Raw genomic sequence first — 21,558 nt, 5'->3', positions numbered from 1 at the left:
TTATGGAAAACGTACTGAAAAGACCGATCATTACCGAAAAAGTGACGGCCCAGAATAAGAAGGGACAATACGGTTTTGAGGTGTCGATGAATGCCAATAAAATCGAAATCAAAAAGGCTGTCGAGAAATTGTATGGCGTTACGGTGAAGGAAGTCAATACGATGCGTTGCTTCGGACACATGAAGTCGAAGAGCACGAAGAAAGGCGCTGTTACGGCAGGCCGGACGTCAACCTGGAAGAAAGCAATCGTTACGGTTGCCGACGGGGAGATCATCGATATTTACGCTGAAGCATAAGGCAACCCAACCACGAACGACTAAACGAAGTAGTTAGGAATCATGGGAGTTAAGAAACTGAAACCAACAACCCCGAGTCAACGTTTTCGCGTGGCCCCGGACTTTGCCGAGATTACGACGGACAAACCGGAACGGAGTCTGCTGGTATCGATAAAGAGATCAGGTGGCCGGAACAACCAGGGTCACCGTTCAATGCGCTACATTGGTGGCGGTCACAAGAAACAGTATCGGATTATCGACTTCAAACGCGATAAGGCTGATGTACCGGCAACGGTTAAAACGATTGAGTATGATCCTAACCGTTCGGCCCGGATCGCTCTGTTGTTCTACGTTGATGGGGAAAAGCGTTACATCATTGCCCCTCAAGGCATCACGGTTGGACAGCAGGTCATTTCAGGCCCATCCGTTCCGCCCGAAGTTGGAAACGCCCTGCCATTGTCGGCCATGCCGATTGGTACCATCGTTCACAACGTGGAGCTGAAGCCCGGTAAAGGAGCCGCTATGGTTCGCAGCGCCGGAACCTACGCCCAGTTGGTAGCCCGCGAAGACAAATACGCGATTCTGCGGATGCCTTCGGGTGAGCAGCGGATGGTATTGGGAACCTGCATGGCAACCGTCGGCTCGGTGTCTAACCCGGATCACATGAACGTGAGCATGGGGAAAGCCGGTCGGAACCGTTGGTTAGGGATTCGTCCCCGCGTCCGTGGTGTTGCCATGAACCCAGTAGATCACCCGATGGGTGGTGGTGAAGGTCGGGCTTCCGGTGGTCATCCCCGGTCACGTACCGGTCTGTATGCAAAAGGCAAGAAGACCCGCCCGGTGAACAAATATTCAGATCGTCTGATCATTAGTAAACGAAAAAAATAAGAGGTAGATGGCACGCTCACTCAAAAAGGGTCCCTACATAGATTTTCGTCTGGAAAAGAAGGTGGACACCATGAACGATGCAGGCAGAAAGTCTGTAATCAAAACCTGGTCCCGCCGTTCAATGATCTCTCCGGATTTCGTTGGCCATACGTTCGCCGTACACAATGGCAATAAGTTCATTCCCGTGTATGTCACCGAGAATATGGTGGGTCATAAATTAGGCGAATTTTCGCCTACCCGTAACTTCCGGGGGCACGTTGCGAAGAAAGACAAAGGCAAACGGTAGAATTGTTTAATGTTTAAAGTTTAAGGTTTGAGGTGTTCGTTAAACGTTAGACTTTAGACCTGAAACCAGAAAAAATGGAAGCAGTAGCAAAGCTAAAAAATGTGCCTTCGTCTCCTCGTAAAATGCGGCTGGTAGCCGATATGATCCGGGGTCAGAAGGTTAGCAAAGCATTGGGTATTCTGCGTTATCAACCCCAGGCCGGTGCAGCGCTGCTGGAAAAGCTGGTGCTCTCGGCGGTTGCTAACTGGCAGCAAAAAAATGAAGATGAACGCGCCGAAGACGCTGATCTGTACGTAAAGACGATTTTTGTCGATGGCGGTCGGATGCTGAAACGTCTGCGTCCTGCTCCTCAGGGGCGTGGTCACCGGATTCGCAAACGCTCCAACCACGTTACGATCGTGATTGAGAGTGCCGCCGGATCTCTTACGGTTGCACCAGTAGTTTCAACAGAAAACGCAGAATAACAAGACAATAAAATGGGACAAAAAGTAAACCCCGTTGGTTTTCGGCTTGGTATAGTCAAAGGATGGGATTCAAGCTGGTATGGCGGCAAAGAGTTTCCTGATAAGCTGGTTGAAGACGAAAGAATTAGAAAATATATTCAGGCACGTATTCCGAAAGGATCGATAGCCCGGGTTGTTATCGAGCGGACGTTGAAGCGCATTACATTGACCATTCACACGGCACGTCCGGGTATTGTGATCGGTAAAGGCGGTGGCGAAGTCGATAAGATCAAGGAAGAGCTAAAGAAAATTACCGGCAAAGACGTTCAGATCAACATTTTCGAAATCAAACGTCCGGAAATCGATGCTAAACTGATCGGTGAAACGATTGCCCAACAATTGCAGGCGCGTATATCCTACCGCCGGGCGATGAAACAGGCGATTAGCTCAGCGATTCGGGTTGGTGCTCAGGGAATCAAAGTTCGCGTATCAGGTCGTCTGGGCGGTGCTGAAATGGCCCGTACGGAAGAGTACAAAGAAGGTCGGGTGCCGCTGCACACACTTCGTGCCGACATCGACTACGCAATCTCGGAAGCACAAACGATCTACGGAAAAATCGGTATCAAAGTTTGGGTATTCAAAGGTGAACTTTACGGTAAACGTGATTTGTCACCAGCGGCTCAAATTACCGCAGCTCAATCGGATCGTGGTAACGACCGGGGTGATCGTCGCAACGATCGCGGAGACCGTCGCGGAGAACGCGGTGGTGAAGGCGACCGGGGTGATCGTCGCCGGGGACGCAATGATCAGAATCGTGGTGGTGCCGGTGGTGGCGCTCCGCGTGGTCAGGGTGGACCAGGCGGTGGAGGTCAACGTGGCGGACAGGGCGGAGGTCAACGTGGTGGTCAGGGCGGAGGCCCGCGGCCGGGCGGTGGCGGAGGTCAAGGTGGTGGCCCACGCAAAAGATAGTAAGAACATCGGACGTCATACCAGGCACGTCCTTTAGATACGACTAAAGATGTTACAACCAAAAAGAACCAAGTTTCGTAAGCAGCAGAAAGGCCGTGTGAAAGGCATTGCCGGACGGGGTCACCAAATCGCTTTCGGATCGTTTGCCATCAAGTCGCTGGAACCAGGTTGGATTACAGCCCGTCAGATTGAAGCGGCCCGTATTTCCGTCACCCGTGCCATGAAACGTGAAGGCCAGGTTTGGATCCGTATTTTTCCAGACAAGGTGATCACGAAGAAACCAGCCGAAGTACGGATGGGTAAAGGAAAGGGAGCACCTGAGTATTGGGTAGCTGCCGTAAAACCGGGCACCATTCTGTTCGAAGCAACTGGTGTTCCCCTGGACGTAGCCAATGAGGCTCTGCGTTTGGCGGCTCAAAAGTTACCGATCAAAACAAGATTCGTTGTTCGTCGGGATTATCAGGAAACAGAAGACTAATCAGTCATGAAAAAGAACGAGATCAAGTCGCTGACGGTTGAACAATTGAATGAGCAGGTAGCGGCTGAGAAGGATCGCTTGCAAAAATTAAAGTTTGCGCACGCTATTTCGCCCATCGAGAACCCGATGCGGATTCGCACCACGCGTAAATTGATTGCTCAATTACTGACCGAGCTGACTGTTAAAGAAAACGCCAGCTAATTAAACGGTATCGACTCATGGAGCAGCAAGAAAGAAATTTAAGAAAAGAGAGAATTGGTAAGGTAGTAAGCAACAAGATGGAAAAATCCATCACGGTTGCGGTCGATCGGAAAGTGCAGCATCCCATTTACGGAAAATTCATGCACCGTACGAAGAAGTTCATGGCCCATGACGAAAAAAATGAATGTGGAATCGGTGATACGGTTCGCATCATGGAAACCCGTCCGCTGAGCAAGAACAAATGTTGGCGATTAGTCGAAATCATTGAAAAGGCGAAGTAATCATGATCCAGCAAGAATCACGTTTGGGCGTAGCCGATAATAGCGGTGCCAAAGAAGTACTCTGTATTCGGGTACTGGGTGGAACCGGCAAGCGTTTCGCTACGGTTGGAGATAAAATTGTAGTGACGGTTAAGCAGGCGCTTTCTTCCAGTAGCATGAAGAAGGGTACTGTTTCCAAGGCGGTAGTCGTTCGCACCAAAAAAGAAATTCGTCGGAAAGACGGTTCCTATATCCGGTTTGAAGACAATGCAGCCGTACTGCTGAACAACAATGACGAGCCGCGCGGTACCCGCATTTTTGGGCCAGTTGCCCGCGAATTGCGCGAGAAGCAGTTTATGAAAATCGTTTCTTTGGCTCCAGAAGTATTGTAACCCATGAAGAAAGTAGCAGACAAGCCTGCGAAGTTACACATCAAAAAGGGAGACGCTGTGAAAGTGCTCTCTGGTAACTCGAAGGGCCAAACCGGCACCATCCTGCGCGTTTTGGTCGATAAGCAACGCGCCGTGGTTGAAGGAGTGAACATGATCACCAAACATGTGAAACCCTCCGCAGCCAACCCCCAGGGAAGTTTGGAGAAACGCGAAGGAACAATCCACATCAGCAACCTGATGGTGATTGACCCCGCCACCAACGAACCGACCCGGACCGGCCGCAAACTGAATGACAAGGATAAGTTGCAACGGTACTCGAAAAAGACCGGTAATTTTATCTAATTGATTAGAAATCAGGAACGTATTAAACAGATACGAAAGTGGCAACACCGAGGCTGAAAGAGAAATATACAAACGAGATCGTGGCCCAATTGAAAGAAAAGTTTCAGTACAAAAGCGTTATGCAGGTACCGAAACTCTCTAAGATTGTTGTAAACAAGGGGATTGGGGCCGCCGTCGCTGACAAGAAGTTAGTCGATGTAGGTGTCGAAGAACTGACGATGATTACAGGCCAGAAAGCAGTGGCAACCATTGCGAAAAAAGCCGTCTCTAACTTTAAGCTGCGCGAAGGCATGCCGATCGGCGCTAAAGTGACCCTGCGCGGAGAGAAGATGTACGAATTTCTGGATCGTCTGACCGCTGTCGCTCTGCCGCGCGTTCGTGACTTCAAAGGAATTAGCGACAAAGGCTTCGATGGCAACGGAAACTACACGTTCGGTGTCCAGGAGCAGATTATCTTCCCGGAAATTACGATTGATAAAGTAAGTCGGATTTCAGGTATGGATATCACGTTCGTCACCACGGCGAACACGGATGAAGAAAGCTTTGCATTGCTAAAGGCCCTGGGCATGCCCTTCGCCGGCGGTAAAAAATAACGCATAACGCGAATAAAAACATGGCAAAAGAATCCATCAAAGCAAGAGAGCGTAAGCGGATTGCCTTAGTTGCGAAATACGCTACCAAGCGTGCCGCACTGAAAGCTGCCGGAGACTACCTCGGGTTAGACAAACTGCCGAAGAATGCTTCGCCGGTACGTCTGCACAATCGGTGTAAGTTAACGGGCCGCCCTCGCGGGTACATGCGGAAATTTGGTATCTCCCGCGTGACGTTCCGTGAAATGGCATCGGCCGGTAAGATTCCGGGTGTAACAAAGGCAAGCTGGTAACTTTCACGCCATCTTAGCGATTATCGAAACAATTCCCTAATTTTGCAGGCCCGTTCAAAACGGCTAATCCGTCAGCGAGGTTTGCAGTTACTAATCAGGAGGAAATGAATACTGATCCCATAGCAGATTATCTGACTCGCATCAGAAATGCGATCCGCGCCAAGCACCGGGTCGTGGAAATTCCTGCTTCCAATATAAAGAAGGAGATCACTAAGGTACTCTTTGATAAAGGCTTCATCCAGAACTACAAGTTCGACGAGACGGGCCCGCAAGGAAGTATTAAAATTGCACTGAAGTACAATCCGGTTACGAAACAACCTGCCATCGTTGATTTGCAGCGTGTGAGCCGCCCGGGTCTGCGTCAGTACAAAGGAGCTACGGACATTCCGCGGATTCTGAATGGCTTAGGTGTCGCCATCGTCTCGACTTCAAAAGGAGTTATGACTGACAAGGAAGCCCGGACGCTGAACGTAGGCGGTGAAGTGTTGTGTTACGTATATTAATCAGAAACTATGTCACGCGTAGGTAATAAATCCATTGCACTGCCCGAGAAAGTGTCAGTTTCGGTCGAGAACGGTAACACTGTTACGGTGAAAGGCCCGAAAGGGGAACTCTCGCAGAGCATCAACCCGGATATCAAAGTAGAGATTGTCGACGGAGAACTGAAAGTGATTCGCCCGAATGATCAGAAGCGTTTCAAAGCCTTACACGGTTTGTATCGTGCGCTGGTCAACAACATGGTAACGGGTGTTAGCACTGGTTACAAGTTGGAACTCGAAATCGTCGGGGTCGGTTACAAAGCGGTTGCAACGAATAACATTCTGCAATTGACGCTGGGGTATTCACATGATATTTATGTGGCCATCCCGACGGAGCTGAAAGTAACTTCCGTAACGGAAAAAGGGCAAAACCCAAAAGTCATTCTGGAAGGAATCGACAAACAACTGATCGGCGATGTAGCGGCTAAAATCCGTTCGTTGCGGAAAGTTGAACCGTACAAAGGGAAGGGTATCCGGTTTGTGGGCGAGAAAATTCGTCGGAAAGCTGGTAAGTCTGCTTCCAAGAAGTAATAGGTGAACCATATAATAAGCACAGGCGAAAATGGCTGTCACGAAAGAAAGCAGAAGACTGCGTATTAAAAATCATATCCGGAATAAAGTTTCCGGAACGGCTGACCAGCCGAGACTATCCGTCTTCCGGTCAAATGCCCGTATCTATGCCCAAATCATTGATGATGAGAAAGGCCACACCCTGGTCAGTGCTTCATCGATCGAAATTACCGGCAACGATAAGAAAGGTGTTAACGTCGAACTGGCAAAACAGGTTGGACAGGCTTTGGCAGAAAAAGCAACTACCAGCGGTATTTCCAAGGTAGTTTTTGATCGGAATGGTTATTTATATCATGGTAAGGTGAAAGCTTTGGCCGACGGCGCCAGAGAAGGAGGCCTTAAATTCTAAGCAAAACAATGGTAACCAATACAAGACCTGCTAAAGTTAACGAGTCTGAACTGAAAGAACGTGTTGTTGCTATCAACCGCGTTGCCAAGGTGGTGAAAGGTGGTCGGCGTTTTAGCTTTGCGGCCATTATCGTCGTCGGTGACGGCAACGGTGTGGTTGGCTACGGCCTCGGTAAAGCGAACGAAGTAACGGATGCGATTGCCAAAGGAATTGAAGATGCAAAGAAAAACCTCGTTCAGGTTCCGCTGCTGAAGCATACGGTTCCTCATGCGATGGAAGGGAAATTCAGTGGTGGTTTTGTGCTGCTGAAACCCGCTTCTGCCGGTACGGGTGTTATCGCCGGTGGTGCCATGCGTGCGGTATTGGAAAGTGCCGGTATCCGCGACGTATTGGCAAAATCGAAGGGTTCATCCAATCCGCACAATGTGGTGAAGGCAACCATCGACGCGCTGCTGAAAATGCGCGCTCCGCATCAGGTCGCTTTCCAGCGTGGGGTGAAACTGAGCAAAGTTTTTAACGGATAAGAATCCTTAACAACGGCAAGAAAATGGCACGGGTTAAAATAACACAGGTTCGCAGCATTATCAAGCGGCCGAAAACACAGAAACTGGCGATCAAGTCGCTTGGTCTGGGGAAAATCAACCGCAGCGTTTCATTGGAATACAATGACGCCGTCGGTGGAATTATCCGTAAAATTCAACATTTAGTTACTGTAGAAGAAATTTAAAATTATGAGTCTGAATACACTTAAACCTGCGGAAGGATCAGTCCGGGAGCGCAAGCGAGTAGGTCGGGGTACGGGTTCTGGTATGGGTGGAACATCTACCCGTGGCCACAAAGGTGCCCAGTCGCGTTCCGGTTACAGCGCCAAGAAGAACTTCGAAGGTGGTCAGATGCCTTTGCAGCGCCGTGTGCCGAAATTCGGCTTTAAGAACATCAATCGGGTTGAATACAAGCCGATTAACCTAGACACACTTCAGCAGTTAATTGAAAGCGCCGGCGTTACGTCCATCGACATCGATGTGTTGATGCAACATGGTTTGGCCGGTAAAAACGACAAGATAAAAATTCTGAGCCGGGGTGAAATTTCGTCAGTCGTGGAAGTGAAAGCACATGGCTTTTCGCAGAAAGCGATTGAAGCAATTGAGAAAGCAGGCGGTAAAGCAATCAAGCTCTAATCGGCTTGTTCGTTCATGAGTAGATTTAGCCAATATTTCTTCGTAAATTTGGTGACTTTTTTCGGACGAGCAGCTTGATACACTAATGAAACGATTCATCACGACCCTTCAGAATATCTTTTCGATCGAGGAACTGAGAACCCGCATTCTCAACACGTTGTTGTTTGTGACGGTTTTTAGACTAGGGTCTCAAATTGTGTTGCCAGGGATTGATCCGACGAAGTTGAACCTCAATCCGCAGGGACTCCTGGGGTTGCTGGAAACATTTTCGGGGGGAGCCTTTAGCAAAGCATCCATTTTTGCTTTGGGAATCATGCCGTATATCTCGGCATCGATTGCCATTCAGCTTTTGACCCTGGCCCTGCCTTACTTTCAGAAAATGCAGAAAGAAGGGGAGTCGGGTCGGAAGCGGTTGAATCAGATTACCCGTATCCTGACCATTTTCGTGACGGCGGCTCAGGCGATTACGTATTTGACGACGACCATTCCGGGCGAAGCCATTATGATAAACGAGGCCACATTTAACATTGTGTCCGTTGTTGTTCTGACGGCCGGTACCATTTTTTGCATGTGGCTGGGCGAGCGCATTACCGATAAGGGAATCGGGAACGGGATTTCGATGCTGATCATGATCGGTATTGTGTCGCGGTTTCCCGGTGCCGTATACGGAGAAGCTTTATCCCGCGGCTCAGGAGGAGCTTTACTGTTCGTCCTTGAAATCGTTGCCCTGTTCTTTGTGGTAATGGGTGCGGTTGTACTGACGCAGGCAGTTCGCCGGATTCCGATTCAGTATGCCAAGCAGGTGGTTGGGAACAAGGTCGTGGGCGGTCAACGTCAGTATCTTCCCCTGAAGTTGAATGCTGCCGGTGTCATGCCGATCATCTTTGCCCAGGCACTGATGTTCGTTCCATCGCTGGTTGCTTCGTTGTTTGCGGAGAAAAGTGATTTCGCTGGTTCGGTACAAACGGTTTTCGCCGATTATACCTCGTGGCAGTATAACGTGTTATTCGCCGTTCTGATTATCGTCTTTACGTTTTTCTACACGGCGATTTCGGTTAACCCGAATCAGATTGCGGACGATATGAAACGGAGCGGAGGTTTTATTCCCGGCGTTAAACCCGGTTTTATGACTTCTGAATACATCGGTCAGGTTTTGGACCGGATTACGTTACCGGGAGCGCTCATGCTGGCTATTGTAGCGATTTTGCCGGCTGTTGCGTCTTTGCTGGGAATGACTCGCAACTTCTCGCAGTTTTTCGGCGGAACGTCACTCCTGATTATGGTGGGCGTGGTGCTGGATACGTTGCAGCAGGTTGAAAGTTATCTTCTGATGCGTCGTTACGAAGGCCTGATGCAGTCAGGACGGGTAACGGGCCGCACCGAGAGCATAACAGCTTAACGAAATGATTTACCTGAAATCAGACGCCGAAATAGAGCTGATGAAAATCAGCGGACAGGTTCTTGGCAAAGCACATGCCGAAGTAGCCAAACGGATTCGTCCGGGTGTGACTACGAAAGAACTGGATCGCGTGGCTGAAGAATATATTCGCGACAACGGTGGTATTCCTTCTTTCAAGGGATTTAACAACTTCCCGGCAGCTTTGTGTATCTCGGTCAATGAGACAGTCGTACACGGTTTTCCGAGTAAGTACGAACTGAAAGAAGGTGATATTATTTCGATCGATTGTGGCGTAAAACTGAACGGATACCATAGTGATAGTGCCTATACCTATCCCATTGGAGACATTAGCCAGGAGGTTCGTGACCTGCTGATCCGTACCAAGCAATCACTGTATTGCGGTATTGAAAAAGCAACGGAAGGAAATCGGATTGGCGACATTGGGTATGCAGTGCAGAGTCATGTGGAGAAATTCGGGTATTCGGTGGTTCGGGAGTTGGTCGGTCATGGAGTCGGAAAGAGTCTCCACGAAGGCCCGGAAGTTCCGAACTATGGCAAACGTGGACAGGGCGTCAAACTGAAAGAAGGTATGGTTCTGGCCATAGAGCCGATGGTGAACCTCGGTAAGAAAAGCATTGTTCAGGAACGGGATGGCTGGACTATTCGAACAGTTGATCGTAAACCGTCTGCGCATTTCGAACACTCAGTTGCCGTTCGGAAAGGTCAGGCCGAAATTCTGACGACGTTTCAGTACATTGAAGAAGTAACGGCCAATACCAGCTTAATGATTGAAGTCAACGAAGTGACCATAGCGTAACGAATGGCAAAACAGACATCCATCGAACAAGACGGTACCATTGTAGAAGCACTCTCCAATGCCATGTTCCGGGTACAGCTCGAGAACAAACATGAAGTAGTTGCTCACATTTCCGGGAAAATGCGGATGAATTACATCAAAATTCTGCCCGGCGACCGGGTAAAATTGGAAATGTCGCCGTATGACCTGTCCAAAGCACGAATTGTTTATCGGTATAAATAAGGTTTAAGGCTTACGGTTTATAGTTTACGGTGGGCTGACATAGTGCAGCAATAACCAAAAACTGAAAACCGGAACCGAAAACCGTAAAACGGAGAGTAAAACCATGAAAGTCAAGGCGTCGATTAAAAAGCGCAGTGTTGATTGTAAGGTGATCCGCCGGAAGGGGAAGCTTTACGTGATCAATAAGAAGAATCCTAGGTATAAACAAAGACAAGGTTAATCACTGAATATGGCACGTATTGCAGGGGTTGATATTCCCGACCGGAAACGCGGTGAAATTTCGTTGACTTACATTTTTGGCATTGGCCGTAGCTCAGCGCAGAGAATTCTGAATAAAGCAGGTGTATCTGTTGATAAAAAGGTGAGCGAGTGGAACGACGAAGAGTCGAATGCCATCCGGACCATCATCAGCGCAGAACACAAGGTTGAAGGGGCACTGAAATCGGAAGTCCAGTTGAACATCAAGCGATTGATGGACATTGGTTGCTACCGGGGTCTGCGTCACCGGAAAGGCCTGCCGGTTCGTGGCCAGCACACGAAAAACAACTCCCGCACGCGGAAAGGTAAGCGTAAGACGGTAGCAAATAAGAAGAAAGCAACTAAATAATGAGTTTAAGGTTTGAGGTTTAACGTTTAAGGTTTTTCGCAAAATGCTTTAAACCTTAAACGTTAAACGTTAAACGATCAACTAGAAATGGCTCAGGCAAAACGCAAAGACAAAGCGAAAAAACGGGTAGTAGTAGTTGAACCCGTTGGTCAGGTACACATCCGGGCTTCGTTCAATAACATTATCATTTCAATTACCAACAGCTCGGGGCAAGTAATCTCGTGGGCATCGGCCGGTAAAATGGGCTTCAAAGGCTCCAAGAAAAACACGCCGTATGCTGCTCAGACTGCCGCTCAGAACTGTGCTACCGTAGCCCATGATCTGGGCATGCGCAAGGCAGAAGTGTTCGTGAAAGGTCCGGGTTCCGGTCGTGAATCTGCGATCCGGACGATCCAGAATACCGGTATCGAAGTAATGTCCATCAAAGATATTACGCCACTGCCCCACAACGGCTGCCGCCCTCCGAAACGCCGTCGCGTTTAAGCATTACTTTCAATTCTGCGGATTGCGTTAAGCAACCCGCTTCACTTAATGAATACGGGCAGGCGACATTGGGTTGTGTCTGTTCATCGTTTTTCGTTATTCATTCTCAGTACAAATGGCAAGATACACAGGCCCCAAGGCCAAAATTTCCCGTAAGTTTGGTGAGCCGATTCTCGGCCCCAGCAAAGCCCTGCAAAAGAAAGCCTACGCTCCCGGCCAACACGGACGCGGTCGGAAACGGAAACAGTCGGAATATGCTGTTCAGTTGCAGGAAAAACAAAAGGTAAAATACATCTACGGTATTCTGGAACGTCAGTTCCGGGGCTTGTTCCACCGGGCCGTTGTTAAACAAGGCATCACCGGTGAAAACCTGCTGAAACTTTGCGAAGCGCGTCTGGACAACACGGTTTACCGTCTAGGCATTGCTCCAACCCGCCGGGCTGCCCGCCAATTAGTCTCTCACAAACACATTGCCGTTGACGGCGAAGTGGTCAATATAGCTTCTTACTCATTGAAACCGGGTCAACTGATCAGCATTCGTGAGAAATCGAAGTCACTCGAAGCCGTGACAACCAGCCTGTCGGCCCGGAATCCGAAGCGCTACAACTGGTTGGAATGGGATCAACAACAATTGCAGGGGGTATTTACCACCTACCCGGAACGCGATCAGATTCCTGAGAACGTAAACGAGCAACTGGTTGTTGAATTGTATTCTAAGTAACAGTTTTGGTTTTCGGTATACGGATTTCGGTTTTCAGTTAGATTGCAAAGCAACCGAACCCGCTACCCGGTGTAAACCGTATTCCGAAAACCATACACTGCATTTCATTAGTTGAACGGTTAAAAACAAATTCGTATGTCAATATTAGCGTTCCAAATGCCCGATAAAGTTGTCATGGAGCGAGCTGACGACTTTCACGGGTTGTTTGAGTTCAAGCCACTCGAAAAGGGCTATGGCGTGACCATAGGGAATGCGTTGCGGAGAATTCTGCTGTCATCGCTGGAAGGCTATGCCATTGCCAGCGTACGATTCCCTGGCGTACTGCACGAGTTCTCATCCATAGAAGGCGTCGTTGAAGATGTTACCGAAATTATCCTGAACCTGAAAATGGTTCGGTTCAAGAAAGTTTCGGACATGGTCGACAACAAAATTACCGTTACGATCAAAAATCAGTCGGTGTTAAAAGCCGGCGACATATCAAAATTTAGCGCGTCGTTTGAAGTACTGAATCCTGAACTGGAAATCTGTCACATCGACGATACGCGTGAACTGGAAATGGAAATTCACGTGGAGAAAGGCCGGGGGTATGTGCCCGCCGACGAACCACGTGCCAACGAACTGCCTTTCGGACACATCCCGATCGATGCCATTTACACGCCGATCAAGAATGTTCGTTACAGCGTTGAAAATACGCGGGTTGAGCAAAAGACCGACTACGAACGGCTGTTGCTGGACATCGAAACCGACGGTTCCATTCACCCGGAAGAAGCCCTGAAAGGCGCAGCTACCATTCTGATTCAACACTTTATGCTGTTCTCCGATCAAACGATGACGTTTGAAACCGCGAAAGCAGAAGAAGATAACGTCGTTGACGAAGAAATGCTGCACATGCGGAAGTTGTTGAAAACTCCGCTGGCTGATCTTGATTTGTCCGTACGGGCTTACAATTGCTTGAAATCTGCCGATGTAAAATCACTGGGCGACCTGGTGAAACTGGAGATTTCAGATATGATGAAATTTAGAAACTTCGGTAAGAAGTCGCTGACTGAATTGGAACAGTTGGTGGCCGAAAAGAACCTGACTTTCGGCATGGACATTACCAAATACAGATTAGACGAGGACTGATACCATGAGACACGGTAAAAAAAATAATCACCTTAGCAGGACCCATTCACACCGGACGGCAATGCTGTCGAACATGGCATCCTCGCTGATTCTGAGCAAGCGCATCGAGACGACGGTTGCCAAAGCGAAAGAATTGCGGAAATATGTTGAGCCCCTGCTGACCCGCGCCAAAGACGATTCGTATCAGAATCGCCGGGTTGTTTTCTCGTACCTCCAGAACAAGGAGACGATGAAAGAACTGTTCAACGTCGTATCTGACAAAATCTCAAACCGGCCGGGTGGCTACACCCGGATCATCAAACTGGGAAACCGGTTGGGTGATAACGCCGAAACCTGCATCATCGAACTGGTAGACTTCAACGAAACCATGTTGACTGCCGTTGACGAGCAAAAAGCAACCCGGACCCGTCGTGGTCGTCGGGGTGGCCGGAAAGCCGACGAAACCGTTGCAGCCGCACCGGTAGCTGAAGCGAGAACCGAAGACGCTCCCGCCGTCGAAGCAGCCCCGGAAGCTGCGGCCGATGATCTGGCTTTGATCGAAGGCGTTGGCCCGAAGATCGCTGAAGTGCTGGTTAACGCCGGTGTGACGACGTTCGCCCAGGTTGCCGACATGACCCCGGAAGCCATCAAGGAAATTCTTGACAACGCCGGATCTCAATTTGCTTCACACACGCCGGAAACATGGCCACAACAGGCCGCTCTGGCCCGCGATGGCAAATTCGACGAGTTGAAGACCTTGCAGGATGAACTAAACGGTGGTCGACCCAGTTAATTTATCATTGTGAAGAGCGAACTCAAATACCAGATAGAGGGTTAACCGTAACGGGTTAACCCTTTTTTTTAATTCAATAACTCCAAAGTAATTCATGAAACAGGTTCAGCAACCAGATGCTTTACTGGTTTTGAAAGATGGTTCCGTGTTTAGGGGAACGGCCCTCGGTAAAATCGGGACGGCAGGTGGTGAAATATGCTTCAACACGGGCATGACCGGCTATCAGGAGATTTATACCGATCCCTCGTACTATGGTCAGGTGATCGTTAACACAACGTCTCACATTGGTAATTACGGGGTGCAATACCGGGATGAAGAGGAGTCCGGAAGTGTAAAAATCCGGGGCATGGTCTGTAATTTCTTTTCGCAGATTCATTCTCGGCATACGGCTGATACCTCCTTGCAGGAATACTTTGAACGGGCTAACATTGTCGGGATCAGCGGAATTGATACCCGGCAGGTGGTGCGGCACATTCGCGACAAAGGCGTTATGAACTGCATTATTTCATCCGAAATTCTGGACCCGGCCATTCTGCTCGATCGTCTGCACCAGATTCCGGACATGGAAGGCCTGGAACTTTCGTCGGAAGTGAGTACCCAACAGATATACGAAGCAGGTGATGCCGGTCGGGCCGACTTTAAAGTAGCGGTGTTGGACCTGGGAATCAAGAAAAGCATTCTGAACAACCTGGCAAGCCGGGGGGCACACTGCCGGGTTTTTCCGGCTAAAACGCCTTTTGAAGAAATCAATGCCTGGAATCCGGACGGTTATTTTATTTCCAATGGCCCCGGTGACCCGGCCGCCATGCCTTACGCCGTTCAAACCGTAAAGCAGGCGCTGGAAACCGATAAACCGTTGTTTGGCATTTGCCTCGGACACCAGATTCTGTCGCTGGCCAGTGGCATTACGACTTATAAAATGCACAACGGCCACCGGGGTTTGAACCATCCGGTCAAAAACCTGATTACAGGCCTGTGTGAAGTGACGTCACAGAACCACGGTTTCGCCGTGCGGGCGGATGAAGTGATGGACAACCGGGATATTGAACTGACGCACATCAACCTGAACGATAAAACGATCGAAGGAATTCGTCGGAAGGATCGCCCGGCCTTCTCGGTGCAGTACCACCCGGAAGCTTCGCCGGGTCCCCACGATTCCCGGTATTTATTCGATGACTTTGTGAAATTGATCGAAGTCGAAGCACGATAAGAATGAAAAACCGGTCATTGGCCGGTTTTTTTATGCCTGCTGTTGGCGGAGTTTGCTCCGGTTTGCCTATAAAGCTAACTTGTGAGTAAATTAATCCCCTCATGCAATGTCAGTTACGGCCACCCTGCCTTTGAATCGTGTAGCAGCCCGCATCCTGAGCATCGATACGGTGCGGGGGATAGTGATGGTCATTATGGCCCTGGATCATACCCGTGATTTCATTCACTACAACGGGTTTTTCTACGATGCCACAGATTTTAATACCACCACGCCCATCCTTTACATGACGCGCTGGATAACGCATTTCTGTGCGCCAACCTTTGTCTTTCTGGCGGGAACGTCGGCTTATCTCATGAGTCGTAAAAAGACAAAACCGGAACTGAGCGTTTTCTTGCTGACGCGTGGCATATGGCTGATGTTTGTGGACATAACCGTTGTTAACCTGACTATATGGTTCGATATCACGTTTTCCGTAACCGCCCTGGAGGTTGTCTGGGCAACGGGTTTTGGCATGGTGGTTTTGAGTGGATTGCTATTTCTGCCCCAAAGAATCCTTTTAGCAATTGGTCTGCTGATTTTGTTGGGGCATAATGCGCTGGACGGCGTTTCCTTCCAACCCGGAACTACGATGGACCTCATCTGGTCGATGTTGCACCAGCGCAATGCAATTCCCCTGGGTTCGGGTCGGATCGCCTTTACGAGTTACCCGGTGCTTCCGTGGATCGGAATTATAATCCTGGGATATTGTTTGGGGGAATTGTTCCGCCCTGATTTTGGGCCTCAGAAGCGTCGACAAACGCTCAAATGGATCGGGATAGGTGCTGTAATGGGTTTTATTTTGATTCGCAGCCTGAATAGTTACGGTGATCCTGCTCCGTGGGCTATGCAGAAAACGCCGTTGTTTACGTTCTTTTCGTTTATCAACCTCACCAAGTATCCGCCATCATTACTCTACACCCTGATTACGTTGGGCCCGGCCATTTTGCTGCTGAGCTGGCTGGAAGGCAAACGGGCAAACTGGATGCCGTTTTTTGTGGTCTATGGTCGTGTTCCCCTCTTCTACTTCGTAGTTCACTTCTTCATTATCCACGCCCTGGCGATTGTTCTTCTGTTGTTAGACGGTATTCCGTGGTCGGCCATTAACTTCCAGAATAAAACCGCCGGCATGATGCCAAATCACGGTTTGTCACTCGGTTTGACCTACGGTGTTTGGATATTGGTCGTATTCGTCATGTACCCGCTTTGTAGATGGTATGGCCGAATCAAAAACCAGAGCCGAAGCCCGATCTGGAGCTATCTTTAAGCCAGCGCAATGTCGGTTGAAAACCACTGAAGTTTAGCCGTTTTCTTGGGTGAAAATCGGGCTGAATAATTTTGGTATTCGATGGTCTGGTAATGCAGATTGACCAGATAACGTTGGTAGGTTTCCTCGGAAGGGATGTCCAGGGATGGATCGATGCCTATATCCCACGTGTTCGATTCAGCGAATAAATGCTCCATATAGAAAGAAAAAAAATGGCATGTACGAGCCATTGGTGGATGGCTCGTACACAGATGCATGATCAGAACAGAGAAAATAGTAGGCTGCAATATTCATGAATTTGCCCCAAAGAGACTCACAATTTTCGGACAATTACACTCAATTTTCAGACAATACACTCCGAATGTACTCTGAGGGCGACAAGGTGAAGAGATCTTTGAAACATTGACCAAAATAGGAAGGGCTCTCAAAACCAACCATATAGGCGGTTTCCGAAACCGGATAGCCGGCTTTTAGCAAATCGGCCGCTTTGCGAAGGCGGTAATTGCGGATAAACTCACTGACGGTCATGCCCAGCATGGTCGTTAGCTTGCGATTGAGGGTTCGGGAACTCATCGACACTTCCAGGGCAAGGTCGTCGACGGATAGTTTGGCATCGTCGATGTGCTTTTCCAGGACCTGATAGAGTTGACTCAGGAAAGCATTTTCGTAGGCCGGTAGCGCAGTCGTTTGGGGTTTGCTGAACTGGAGGTTGTAAAATTTACGCAACGTCGACTGGTAGTGGAGCAGGTTCGCCACCCGGAGCTGCAATTCCCGCTGATCGAAGGGTTTGGTTAAATAATCGTTGGCACCCACCGACAGACCTTCCAGTTTGCTTTCGGAAGCTGTTTTGGCGGTCAGCAGAATAACGGCAATGTGGCTCGTTTGGGTTGTTTGCTTGATAAGCCGACAGAGTTGAAGCCCGTCCATTTCCGGCATCATGATGTCGCTCAGTACCAGATCGGGCAATTCCGCCAGGCAGAATTGCCAACCTTCCTGCCCATTGGCCGCCGTAATGACCCGGTAGGTATTGGAAAGTCCGGCTGCAATCAGGTGGCGCAGGGCAGGGTTATCTTCCACGACCAGAATGAGCGGGAGCGTTTCATTGACGGGAGCGGTTTTATCGGGCAATGGAGCGACAAACGGGGGCGGTAGTTCCGGCCAGAGAGTCTGAGACGGTGTTGCGTTCAGAATCGGATGATCGGCGTAGGGAAGACGAACCGGGCACTCTACGGTTACCGTGGTGCCTTTGCCGACCTCGCTTTCTACCCTGACCGTGCCATTGAGCAGATCCGTCAATTCTTTCACCAGCGCCAACCCGATGCCGGTTCCGCCGAAGGTGCGGGTTCGGGAATCATCGATTTGATAAAAGCGATCAAAAATATGGGGAATCTGGTCTGGGGCAATACCGGTTCCTGTGTCGGAAACCGACAGCCGCAAGATGAGGTAGCCAGCCGCCTGCATGGGCTCGGCATGTAGTTTGACTTCCACCGAGCCTCCGCCGGGCGTATATTTCAAGGCGTTCGAAAGCAGATTGTAGCTGATTTTTCCCCATTTGTCGTCATCGAACAGCAGTTGGTCTGGCAGGGAGCCGGGTTGATACGTCAATTGAATCCGCTTGGTTTCGGCGGTTATCCGGAATGAGTTGACCAGATCATTCAGGAAGTGAACCACATCGCCCTGCGATTCCTGAATGGTCAGACTGCCGGATTCCAGTTTTGACAGATCCAGCAATTGGTTGATCAGTTGAAGCAACTGACGCGCATTGCGGTGGATGGTGGTCAGCGTATTTTGAAGAACGGAATTTTCAACGGAAAACCCTTTCCCCGGCGGGGGCAACAGTTGCTCGATGGGGGAGATAATCAGCGTGAGTGGCGTCCGGAATTCGTGGGTAATGTTGGAGAAAAACCGGTTTTTCACTTCTTCGACTTCCTTGCGCCGGTCGGCTTCCTGCCGTTTCAGGGCCATTTGCTCGATGAGTTGGTTCGCCGTTTTCAGTTCAACCGTCAATGCTTCCGTCCGCTTAAAAGCCGTAGAAAAACGGATTGCCAGCAACAACGACTGACAGAGGGTGAAAATGACGACGGCACTGGAAAGCAGAAAATAGGTGTGAATAAGACCGGCCTGATACAGGGTGTCGTTGATCGCACAGGCCGTCAGCAGGATCATGTCACAAAAAAGGATAAAACTGCCTTCTTTTTTTTGCCGGGAAGCCTGAAAGGCAATCCAGAAGAAATAACCGCATTCGACCGTAGCGAGGGGGCTGATCAAGGTTCCCCAGGCCGCATAGACTGTTGGCGGTGTGAGAAGCACCAGGGCCAGAAAACCCAGGTTCAGAGCGAAAATGCTTTTCCGGGCGAGGGCCGAAATGGTGCCCGGAAACAGGCATTGCAGGTAGAGCGTGATGCCGATGATCCCAATTGGAAAGGCACCATAGAGTGCTTTGTTGGCCAGCACCCAGTCCGCTTCGGGAAAAACCAGAAAAAACAGACTCTCCGAATTGAAATTCTCCCGAAATGCGGCCAGTACACAGAGGATGCCAAACAGCAAGGGCGCCCGGTCTTTTCGGCGAAGTGCATAGAGCACAAAGTGATACAGGCCAATGATCAAAAGAGCGCCAACGATGAAGGAAGAAATCAGCAGACTGCGCTCCCTGCTTTGCGAAATAACCGCCGGATTGCCCAATTCCAGGCTTTTCCAGATGCCGCCATAGGCATAATAGTAGTTGGAAACGTGGAGCAACAGAAACGCTTCTTTGCCCGGAACCTGAAATGAGACGACTTTCGCGCTGATCTCCGGTTTCATGCTCCGGTCGGTTGCCACCTGGCCGGTCCGGGTCACCACCTGACCATTGACATATAGCGTATAGGCGGTTCGGATTGGCGGAAGCCGCAACGACCATACTTTTCCTGAATCGGGAAGGATAATCCGCAGCCCGTAGGTGCAGTGGCCCAGATCCTGGGAAAATAAGGTGGAACTCCCGGTATACGAATGCCAGTTTCCGGGTACTGGTATCAGGGTTTGGTTCGTGACGACGCGGGCTGAATCGACAAATTGGTGCCATTTAAAAAACCAGTCGCCCACTAGGGATACCGGTTCCGAAGCGCCATAGGAGTAGGAAGAAAGGTCCATGACACCGGCCTGGGCCGTGTAGACACGGTTTTTCTGAGCCACACCAACCAGGGTTTGGCTACTCAAATAAAACACCAGCAGCAAGACCCGTGGGTTTCGTAGGGACGTCATAAAAATCTGCATACCTCATTTCCCGCTGAGACACCACGAACACGTGGGCCGGATGGTCAAATCGTCGGGTAATAATTGCGTAATGCCGAATGGCTTAATTCATCGGGCATTCCCTACAAACCGAAAAAATCACTTACTTTGTATGGCAAAAATCGTGCTATAACCGATTGTTAGCAAATGGTAACAGTGTCATTCAGGAATCTCCAAGGAATTTTCTGCACACTTGTTCCCTCTCTTTTACAGAATACTAACTAACTTTTTCAGACACAATGAGTATTATTCAGTCCATTCATGCCAGACAGATTCTGGATTCGAGAGGCAATCCGACTGTGGAAGTCGATGTTCGTACCGAAAACGGTTTTTTGGGCCGTGCGGCCGTTCCATCGGGTGCCTCGACCGGTTCACACGAAGCCGTCGAATTGCGCGACGATGATCCGAAGCGGTACGTCGGCAAAGGCGTATTGAGAGCGGTTCAGAACGTTAATGAACTGATCTTCCCGGAACTGGTAGGATCGTCGGTGTTCGATCAGAGCATGATCGACCGGATTATGATTGAACTGGATGGTACGTCGAACAAAGGTCGTCTGGGGGCCAATGCCATTCTGGGCGTATCGATGGCGATTGCCAAAGCCGCGGCTCAGGAAGCCGGTTTGCCGCTGTACCGCTACATTGGCGGTGTCAACGCCAACACGCTGCCCGTACCGATGATGAACATTCTGAACGGTGGTAGCCACGCGGATAACTCGATTGATTTCCAGGAGTTTATGGTAATGCCGGTTGGCGCACCCACTTTCTCGGAAGCCCTGCGTTGGGGAACGGAAGTGTTCCACTCGCTGAAAAAAGTACTGAAGAGCAAAGGCATGTCGACCAATGTAGGCGACGAAGGCGGTTTTGCTCCCAACATTCCATCGAACGAAGAGGCTATCCAGATCATTCTGCAAGCCATCGACAAAGCCGGGTATCGCGCCGGTCAGGATATTTACATCGCCATGGATGCCGCTGCGTCGGAGTTCTATGATGCCGAATCCGGAACGTATCATTTCAAAAAATCGACCGGCGACAAACTTAGCTCGTCCGAAATGGCGAATTACTGGAAAGAATGGGTTGACAAATATCCGATCATCTCCATCGAAGACGGTATGGCCGAAGACGACTGGAGTGGCTGGAAAGAACAAACCGAACTGATCGGGAAGAAGACCCAACTCGTTGGGGATGACTTGTTTGTGACAAACGTTACGCGTTTGCAACAAGGCATCGATCAGGGAATCGCCAACGCCGTTCTGGTGAAAGTAAACCAAATCGGTTCGCTGACGGAAACCATCAATACGGTCAATCTGGCGAAACGCAATTCGTATAAAAACATCATGTCGCACCGTTCCGGTGAAACGGAAGATGCAACGATTGCCGATTTGGCCGTGGCCTTGAACACCGGTCAGATCAAAACCGGCTCGGCGTCCCGTTCCGATCGGATGGCGAAATACAACCAGTTGCTCCGTATTGAAGAGGAACTGGGCGAAATCGCGTATTTCCCGGGAATCAAAATGTAATACTACCCCCAACCCCCTAAAGGGGGCTACAAAAGCCAGATGCTTAAAGCCCCCTTCAG

At 49.7% G+C, this 21,558-nt stretch carries 32 protein-coding genes; 30 read left to right on the top strand and 2 right to left on the bottom strand.

What is annotated here, in order from left to right; all coding sequences use genetic code 11:
• Positions 1-2: 2 nt before the first annotated feature.
• From rplW to DUE52_RS12545, 29 genes are all read left to right on the top strand, one after another.
• Entirely contained in the window at positions 3-296 is a 294-nt protein-coding gene (gene rplW / locus DUE52_RS12685; RefSeq protein ID WP_114406388.1) for a 50S ribosomal protein L23, read from the top strand.
• A 42-nt stretch (positions 297-338) separates the two neighbouring features.
• Positions 339-1,163 (top strand): 50S ribosomal protein L2, encoded by an 825-nt coding sequence (rplB, locus tag DUE52_RS12680; protein WP_114406387.1) that lies wholly within the window; start codon positions 339-341, stop codon positions 1,161-1,163.
• 7 nt (positions 1,164-1,170) lie between these two features.
• A complete protein-coding gene (gene rpsS, locus DUE52_RS12675; protein WP_114406386.1) occupies positions 1,171-1,449 on the top strand; it encodes a 30S ribosomal protein S19 in 279 nt (92 codons plus the stop codon).
• Positions 1,450-1,523: 74 nt separating this feature from the next.
• On the top strand, positions 1,524-1,913 hold the full coding sequence (gene rplV, locus DUE52_RS12670) for a 50S ribosomal protein L22 (RefSeq protein WP_114406385.1): 390 nt from the start codon (positions 1,524-1,526) through the stop codon (positions 1,911-1,913).
• A 12-nt stretch (positions 1,914-1,925) separates the two neighbouring features.
• On the top strand, positions 1,926-2,861 hold the full coding sequence (gene rpsC / locus DUE52_RS12665; RefSeq protein ID WP_114406384.1) for a 30S ribosomal protein S3: 936 nt from the start codon (positions 1,926-1,928) through the stop codon (positions 2,859-2,861).
• 49 nt (positions 2,862-2,910) lie between these two features.
• Positions 2,911-3,339: a 50S ribosomal protein L16 gene (gene rplP, locus DUE52_RS12660; protein WP_114406383.1), complete on the top strand. Its 429-nt coding sequence runs from the start codon at positions 2,911-2,913 to the stop codon at positions 3,337-3,339.
• 6 nt (positions 3,340-3,345) lie between these two features.
• The gene (gene rpmC / locus DUE52_RS12655) at positions 3,346-3,540 is read left to right on the top strand and encodes a 50S ribosomal protein L29 (protein ID WP_114406382.1); all 195 of its coding nucleotides are present in this window, start codon (positions 3,346-3,348) and stop codon (positions 3,538-3,540) included.
• A gap of 17 nt (positions 3,541-3,557) precedes the next feature.
• Positions 3,558-3,821: a 30S ribosomal protein S17 gene (rpsQ, locus tag DUE52_RS12650; RefSeq protein ID WP_038119974.1), complete on the top strand. Its 264-nt coding sequence runs from the start codon at positions 3,558-3,560 to the stop codon at positions 3,819-3,821.
• A gap of 2 nt (positions 3,822-3,823) precedes the next feature.
• Positions 3,824-4,192 carry a 50S ribosomal protein L14 gene (rplN, locus tag DUE52_RS12645; RefSeq protein WP_114406381.1) on the top strand — a complete coding sequence of 123 codons (369 nt, stop codon included), beginning with the start codon at positions 3,824-3,826 and terminating at the stop codon, positions 4,190-4,192.
• Between the two features lie 3 nt (positions 4,193-4,195).
• Positions 4,196-4,534: a 50S ribosomal protein L24 gene (rplX, locus tag DUE52_RS12640; RefSeq protein ID WP_114406380.1), complete on the top strand. Its 339-nt coding sequence runs from the start codon at positions 4,196-4,198 to the stop codon at positions 4,532-4,534.
• Between the two features lie 38 nt (positions 4,535-4,572).
• Entirely contained in the window at positions 4,573-5,127 is a 555-nt protein-coding gene (gene rplE / locus DUE52_RS12635) for a 50S ribosomal protein L5 (protein WP_114406379.1), read from the top strand.
• Positions 5,128-5,147: 20 nt separating this feature from the next.
• A complete protein-coding gene (rpsN, locus tag DUE52_RS12630) occupies positions 5,148-5,417 on the top strand; it encodes a 30S ribosomal protein S14 (RefSeq protein ID WP_114406378.1) in 270 nt (89 codons plus the stop codon).
• Positions 5,418-5,521: 104 nt separating this feature from the next.
• Entirely contained in the window at positions 5,522-5,920 is a 399-nt protein-coding gene (gene rpsH, locus DUE52_RS12625; RefSeq protein ID WP_114406377.1) for a 30S ribosomal protein S8, read from the top strand.
• 9 nt (positions 5,921-5,929) lie between these two features.
• Positions 5,930-6,487, top strand: coding sequence for a 50S ribosomal protein L6 (gene rplF, locus DUE52_RS12620; RefSeq protein WP_114406376.1), 558 nt, complete (start codon positions 5,930-5,932; stop codon positions 6,485-6,487).
• A gap of 31 nt (positions 6,488-6,518) precedes the next feature.
• The gene (rplR, locus tag DUE52_RS12615) at positions 6,519-6,875 is read left to right on the top strand and encodes a 50S ribosomal protein L18 (protein ID WP_114406375.1); all 357 of its coding nucleotides are present in this window, start codon (positions 6,519-6,521) and stop codon (positions 6,873-6,875) included.
• Positions 6,876-6,883: 8 nt separating this feature from the next.
• Entirely contained in the window at positions 6,884-7,399 is a 516-nt protein-coding gene (gene rpsE / locus DUE52_RS12610; RefSeq protein ID WP_114406374.1) for a 30S ribosomal protein S5, read from the top strand.
• A 23-nt stretch (positions 7,400-7,422) separates the two neighbouring features.
• Positions 7,423-7,602 carry a 50S ribosomal protein L30 gene (rpmD, locus tag DUE52_RS12605; protein WP_114406373.1) on the top strand — a complete coding sequence of 60 codons (180 nt, stop codon included), beginning with the start codon at positions 7,423-7,425 and terminating at the stop codon, positions 7,600-7,602.
• A gap of 4 nt (positions 7,603-7,606) precedes the next feature.
• Positions 7,607-8,053, top strand: a complete 447-nt coding sequence (rplO, locus tag DUE52_RS12600; protein WP_114406372.1) for a 50S ribosomal protein L15 — start codon at positions 7,607-7,609, stop codon at positions 8,051-8,053.
• Between the two features lie 85 nt (positions 8,054-8,138).
• Positions 8,139-9,452: a preprotein translocase subunit SecY gene (gene secY, locus DUE52_RS12595; RefSeq protein ID WP_114406371.1), complete on the top strand. Its 1,314-nt coding sequence runs from the start codon at positions 8,139-8,141 to the stop codon at positions 9,450-9,452.
• A gap of 4 nt (positions 9,453-9,456) precedes the next feature.
• The gene (gene map, locus DUE52_RS12590) at positions 9,457-10,269 is read left to right on the top strand and encodes a type I methionyl aminopeptidase (protein ID WP_114406370.1); all 813 of its coding nucleotides are present in this window, start codon (positions 9,457-9,459) and stop codon (positions 10,267-10,269) included.
• Positions 10,270-10,272: 3 nt separating this feature from the next.
• Positions 10,273-10,491: a translation initiation factor IF-1 gene (gene infA, locus DUE52_RS12585; protein ID WP_114406369.1), complete on the top strand. Its 219-nt coding sequence runs from the start codon at positions 10,273-10,275 to the stop codon at positions 10,489-10,491.
• A gap of 103 nt (positions 10,492-10,594) precedes the next feature.
• The gene (rpmJ, locus tag DUE52_RS12580) at positions 10,595-10,711 is read left to right on the top strand and encodes a 50S ribosomal protein L36 (RefSeq protein ID WP_091512700.1); all 117 of its coding nucleotides are present in this window, start codon (positions 10,595-10,597) and stop codon (positions 10,709-10,711) included.
• A gap of 9 nt (positions 10,712-10,720) precedes the next feature.
• Positions 10,721-11,098, top strand: coding sequence for a 30S ribosomal protein S13 (gene rpsM / locus DUE52_RS12575; protein ID WP_114406368.1), 378 nt, complete (start codon positions 10,721-10,723; stop codon positions 11,096-11,098).
• 87 nt (positions 11,099-11,185) lie between these two features.
• The gene (gene rpsK, locus DUE52_RS12570) at positions 11,186-11,581 is read left to right on the top strand and encodes a 30S ribosomal protein S11 (protein ID WP_114406367.1); all 396 of its coding nucleotides are present in this window, start codon (positions 11,186-11,188) and stop codon (positions 11,579-11,581) included.
• A gap of 115 nt (positions 11,582-11,696) precedes the next feature.
• Entirely contained in the window at positions 11,697-12,302 is a 606-nt protein-coding gene (gene rpsD / locus DUE52_RS12565) for a 30S ribosomal protein S4 (protein ID WP_114406366.1), read from the top strand.
• Between the two features lie 135 nt (positions 12,303-12,437).
• Positions 12,438-13,427, top strand: coding sequence for a DNA-directed RNA polymerase subunit alpha (locus DUE52_RS12560; RefSeq protein WP_114406365.1), 990 nt, complete (start codon positions 12,438-12,440; stop codon positions 13,425-13,427).
• A gap of 4 nt (positions 13,428-13,431) precedes the next feature.
• Complete coding sequence (gene rplQ / locus DUE52_RS12555) at positions 13,432-14,199, top strand: 50S ribosomal protein L17 (RefSeq protein WP_114406364.1); 768 nt, start codon at positions 13,432-13,434, stop codon at positions 14,197-14,199.
• A 94-nt stretch (positions 14,200-14,293) separates the two neighbouring features.
• Entirely contained in the window at positions 14,294-15,409 is a 1,116-nt protein-coding gene (carA, locus tag DUE52_RS12550) for a glutamine-hydrolyzing carbamoyl-phosphate synthase small subunit (protein ID WP_114406363.1), read from the top strand.
• 106 nt (positions 15,410-15,515) lie between these two features.
• Positions 15,516-16,712, top strand: a complete 1,197-nt coding sequence (locus tag DUE52_RS12545) for an acetyltransferase domain-containing protein (protein ID WP_114406362.1) — start codon at positions 15,516-15,518, stop codon at positions 16,710-16,712.
• Here DUE52_RS12545 and DUE52_RS12540 read toward each other — a convergent pair.
• Positions 16,709-16,909 carry a hypothetical protein gene (locus DUE52_RS12540; RefSeq protein WP_114406361.1) on the bottom strand — a complete coding sequence of 67 codons (201 nt, stop codon included), beginning with the start codon at positions 16,907-16,909 and terminating at the stop codon, positions 16,709-16,711. The two genes, DUE52_RS12545 and DUE52_RS12540, sit on opposite strands and share 4 nt — an antisense overlap.
• A gap of 139 nt (positions 16,910-17,048) precedes the next feature.
• A complete protein-coding gene (locus DUE52_RS12535) occupies positions 17,049-19,952 on the bottom strand; it encodes an ATP-binding protein (RefSeq protein WP_165840928.1) in 2,904 nt (967 codons plus the stop codon).
• Positions 19,953-20,221: 269 nt separating this feature from the next.
• Between DUE52_RS12535 and eno the strand changes: the two genes are divergently transcribed.
• Positions 20,222-21,499, top strand: a complete 1,278-nt coding sequence (gene eno, locus DUE52_RS12530; RefSeq protein ID WP_114406359.1) for a phosphopyruvate hydratase — start codon at positions 20,222-20,224, stop codon at positions 21,497-21,499.
• Positions 21,500-21,558 lie beyond the last annotated feature (59 nt).

The organism is Larkinella punicea (assembly GCF_003334855.1).
Taxonomy (GTDB): Bacteria; Bacteroidota; Bacteroidia; order Cytophagales; family Spirosomataceae; genus Larkinella; species Larkinella punicea.
This window is presented reverse-complemented; position numbering and strand designations above follow the sequence as displayed.

Coding starts and splice junctions, on each gene's coding strand:
- infA (WP_114406369.1), top strand. CDS start 10,273: ATGGCAAAACAGACATCCATCGAACAAGACGGTACCATTGTAGAAGCA.
- rpsH (WP_114406377.1), top strand. CDS start 5,522: ATGAATACTGATCCCATAGCAGATTATCTGACTCGCATCAGAAATGCG.
- rpsE (WP_114406374.1), top strand. CDS start 6,884: ATGGTAACCAATACAAGACCTGCTAAAGTTAACGAGTCTGAACTGAAA.
- rpsK (WP_114406367.1), top strand. CDS start 11,186: ATGGCTCAGGCAAAACGCAAAGACAAAGCGAAAAAACGGGTAGTAGTA.
- rpsS (WP_114406386.1), top strand. CDS start 1,171: ATGGCACGCTCACTCAAAAAGGGTCCCTACATAGATTTTCGTCTGGAA.
- secY (WP_114406371.1), top strand. CDS start 8,139: ATGAAACGATTCATCACGACCCTTCAGAATATCTTTTCGATCGAGGAA.
- carA (WP_114406363.1), top strand. CDS start 14,294: ATGAAACAGGTTCAGCAACCAGATGCTTTACTGGTTTTGAAAGATGGT.
- rpmD (WP_114406373.1), top strand. CDS start 7,423: ATGGCACGGGTTAAAATAACACAGGTTCGCAGCATTATCAAGCGGCCG.
- rplQ (WP_114406364.1), top strand. CDS start 13,432: ATGAGACACGGTAAAAAAAATAATCACCTTAGCAGGACCCATTCACAC.
- rplP (WP_114406383.1), top strand. CDS start 2,911: ATGTTACAACCAAAAAGAACCAAGTTTCGTAAGCAGCAGAAAGGCCGT.
- rplB (WP_114406387.1), top strand. CDS start 339: ATGGGAGTTAAGAAACTGAAACCAACAACCCCGAGTCAACGTTTTCGC.
- rpsC (WP_114406384.1), top strand. CDS start 1,926: ATGGGACAAAAAGTAAACCCCGTTGGTTTTCGGCTTGGTATAGTCAAA.
- rpmC (WP_114406382.1), top strand. CDS start 3,346: ATGAAAAAGAACGAGATCAAGTCGCTGACGGTTGAACAATTGAATGAG.
- rplR (WP_114406375.1), top strand. CDS start 6,519: ATGGCTGTCACGAAAGAAAGCAGAAGACTGCGTATTAAAAATCATATC.
- rplF (WP_114406376.1), top strand. CDS start 5,930: ATGTCACGCGTAGGTAATAAATCCATTGCACTGCCCGAGAAAGTGTCA.
- rpmJ (WP_091512700.1), top strand. CDS start 10,595: ATGAAAGTCAAGGCGTCGATTAAAAAGCGCAGTGTTGATTGTAAGGTG.
- DUE52_RS12535 (WP_165840928.1), bottom strand. CDS start 19,952: ATGACGTCCCTACGAAACCCACGGGTCTTGCTGCTGGTGTTTTATTTG.
- rplW (WP_114406388.1), top strand. CDS start 3: ATGGAAAACGTACTGAAAAGACCGATCATTACCGAAAAAGTGACGGCC.
- rplX (WP_114406380.1), top strand. CDS start 4,196: ATGAAGAAAGTAGCAGACAAGCCTGCGAAGTTACACATCAAAAAGGGA.
- rplO (WP_114406372.1), top strand. CDS start 7,607: ATGAGTCTGAATACACTTAAACCTGCGGAAGGATCAGTCCGGGAGCGC.
- rplN (WP_114406381.1), top strand. CDS start 3,824: ATGATCCAGCAAGAATCACGTTTGGGCGTAGCCGATAATAGCGGTGCC.
- rplV (WP_114406385.1), top strand. CDS start 1,524: ATGGAAGCAGTAGCAAAGCTAAAAAATGTGCCTTCGTCTCCTCGTAAA.
- DUE52_RS12560 (WP_114406365.1), top strand. CDS start 12,438: ATGTCAATATTAGCGTTCCAAATGCCCGATAAAGTTGTCATGGAGCGA.
- eno (WP_114406359.1), top strand. CDS start 20,222: ATGAGTATTATTCAGTCCATTCATGCCAGACAGATTCTGGATTCGAGA.
- rpsQ (WP_038119974.1), top strand. CDS start 3,558: ATGGAGCAGCAAGAAAGAAATTTAAGAAAAGAGAGAATTGGTAAGGTA.
- DUE52_RS12545 (WP_114406362.1), top strand. CDS start 15,516: ATGTCAGTTACGGCCACCCTGCCTTTGAATCGTGTAGCAGCCCGCATC.
- DUE52_RS12540 (WP_114406361.1), bottom strand. CDS start 16,909: ATGGAGCATTTATTCGCTGAATCGAACACGTGGGATATAGGCATCGAT.
- rpsM (WP_114406368.1), top strand. CDS start 10,721: ATGGCACGTATTGCAGGGGTTGATATTCCCGACCGGAAACGCGGTGAA.
- map (WP_114406370.1), top strand. CDS start 9,457: ATGATTTACCTGAAATCAGACGCCGAAATAGAGCTGATGAAAATCAGC.
- rpsD (WP_114406366.1), top strand. CDS start 11,697: ATGGCAAGATACACAGGCCCCAAGGCCAAAATTTCCCGTAAGTTTGGT.
- rpsN (WP_114406378.1), top strand. CDS start 5,148: ATGGCAAAAGAATCCATCAAAGCAAGAGAGCGTAAGCGGATTGCCTTA.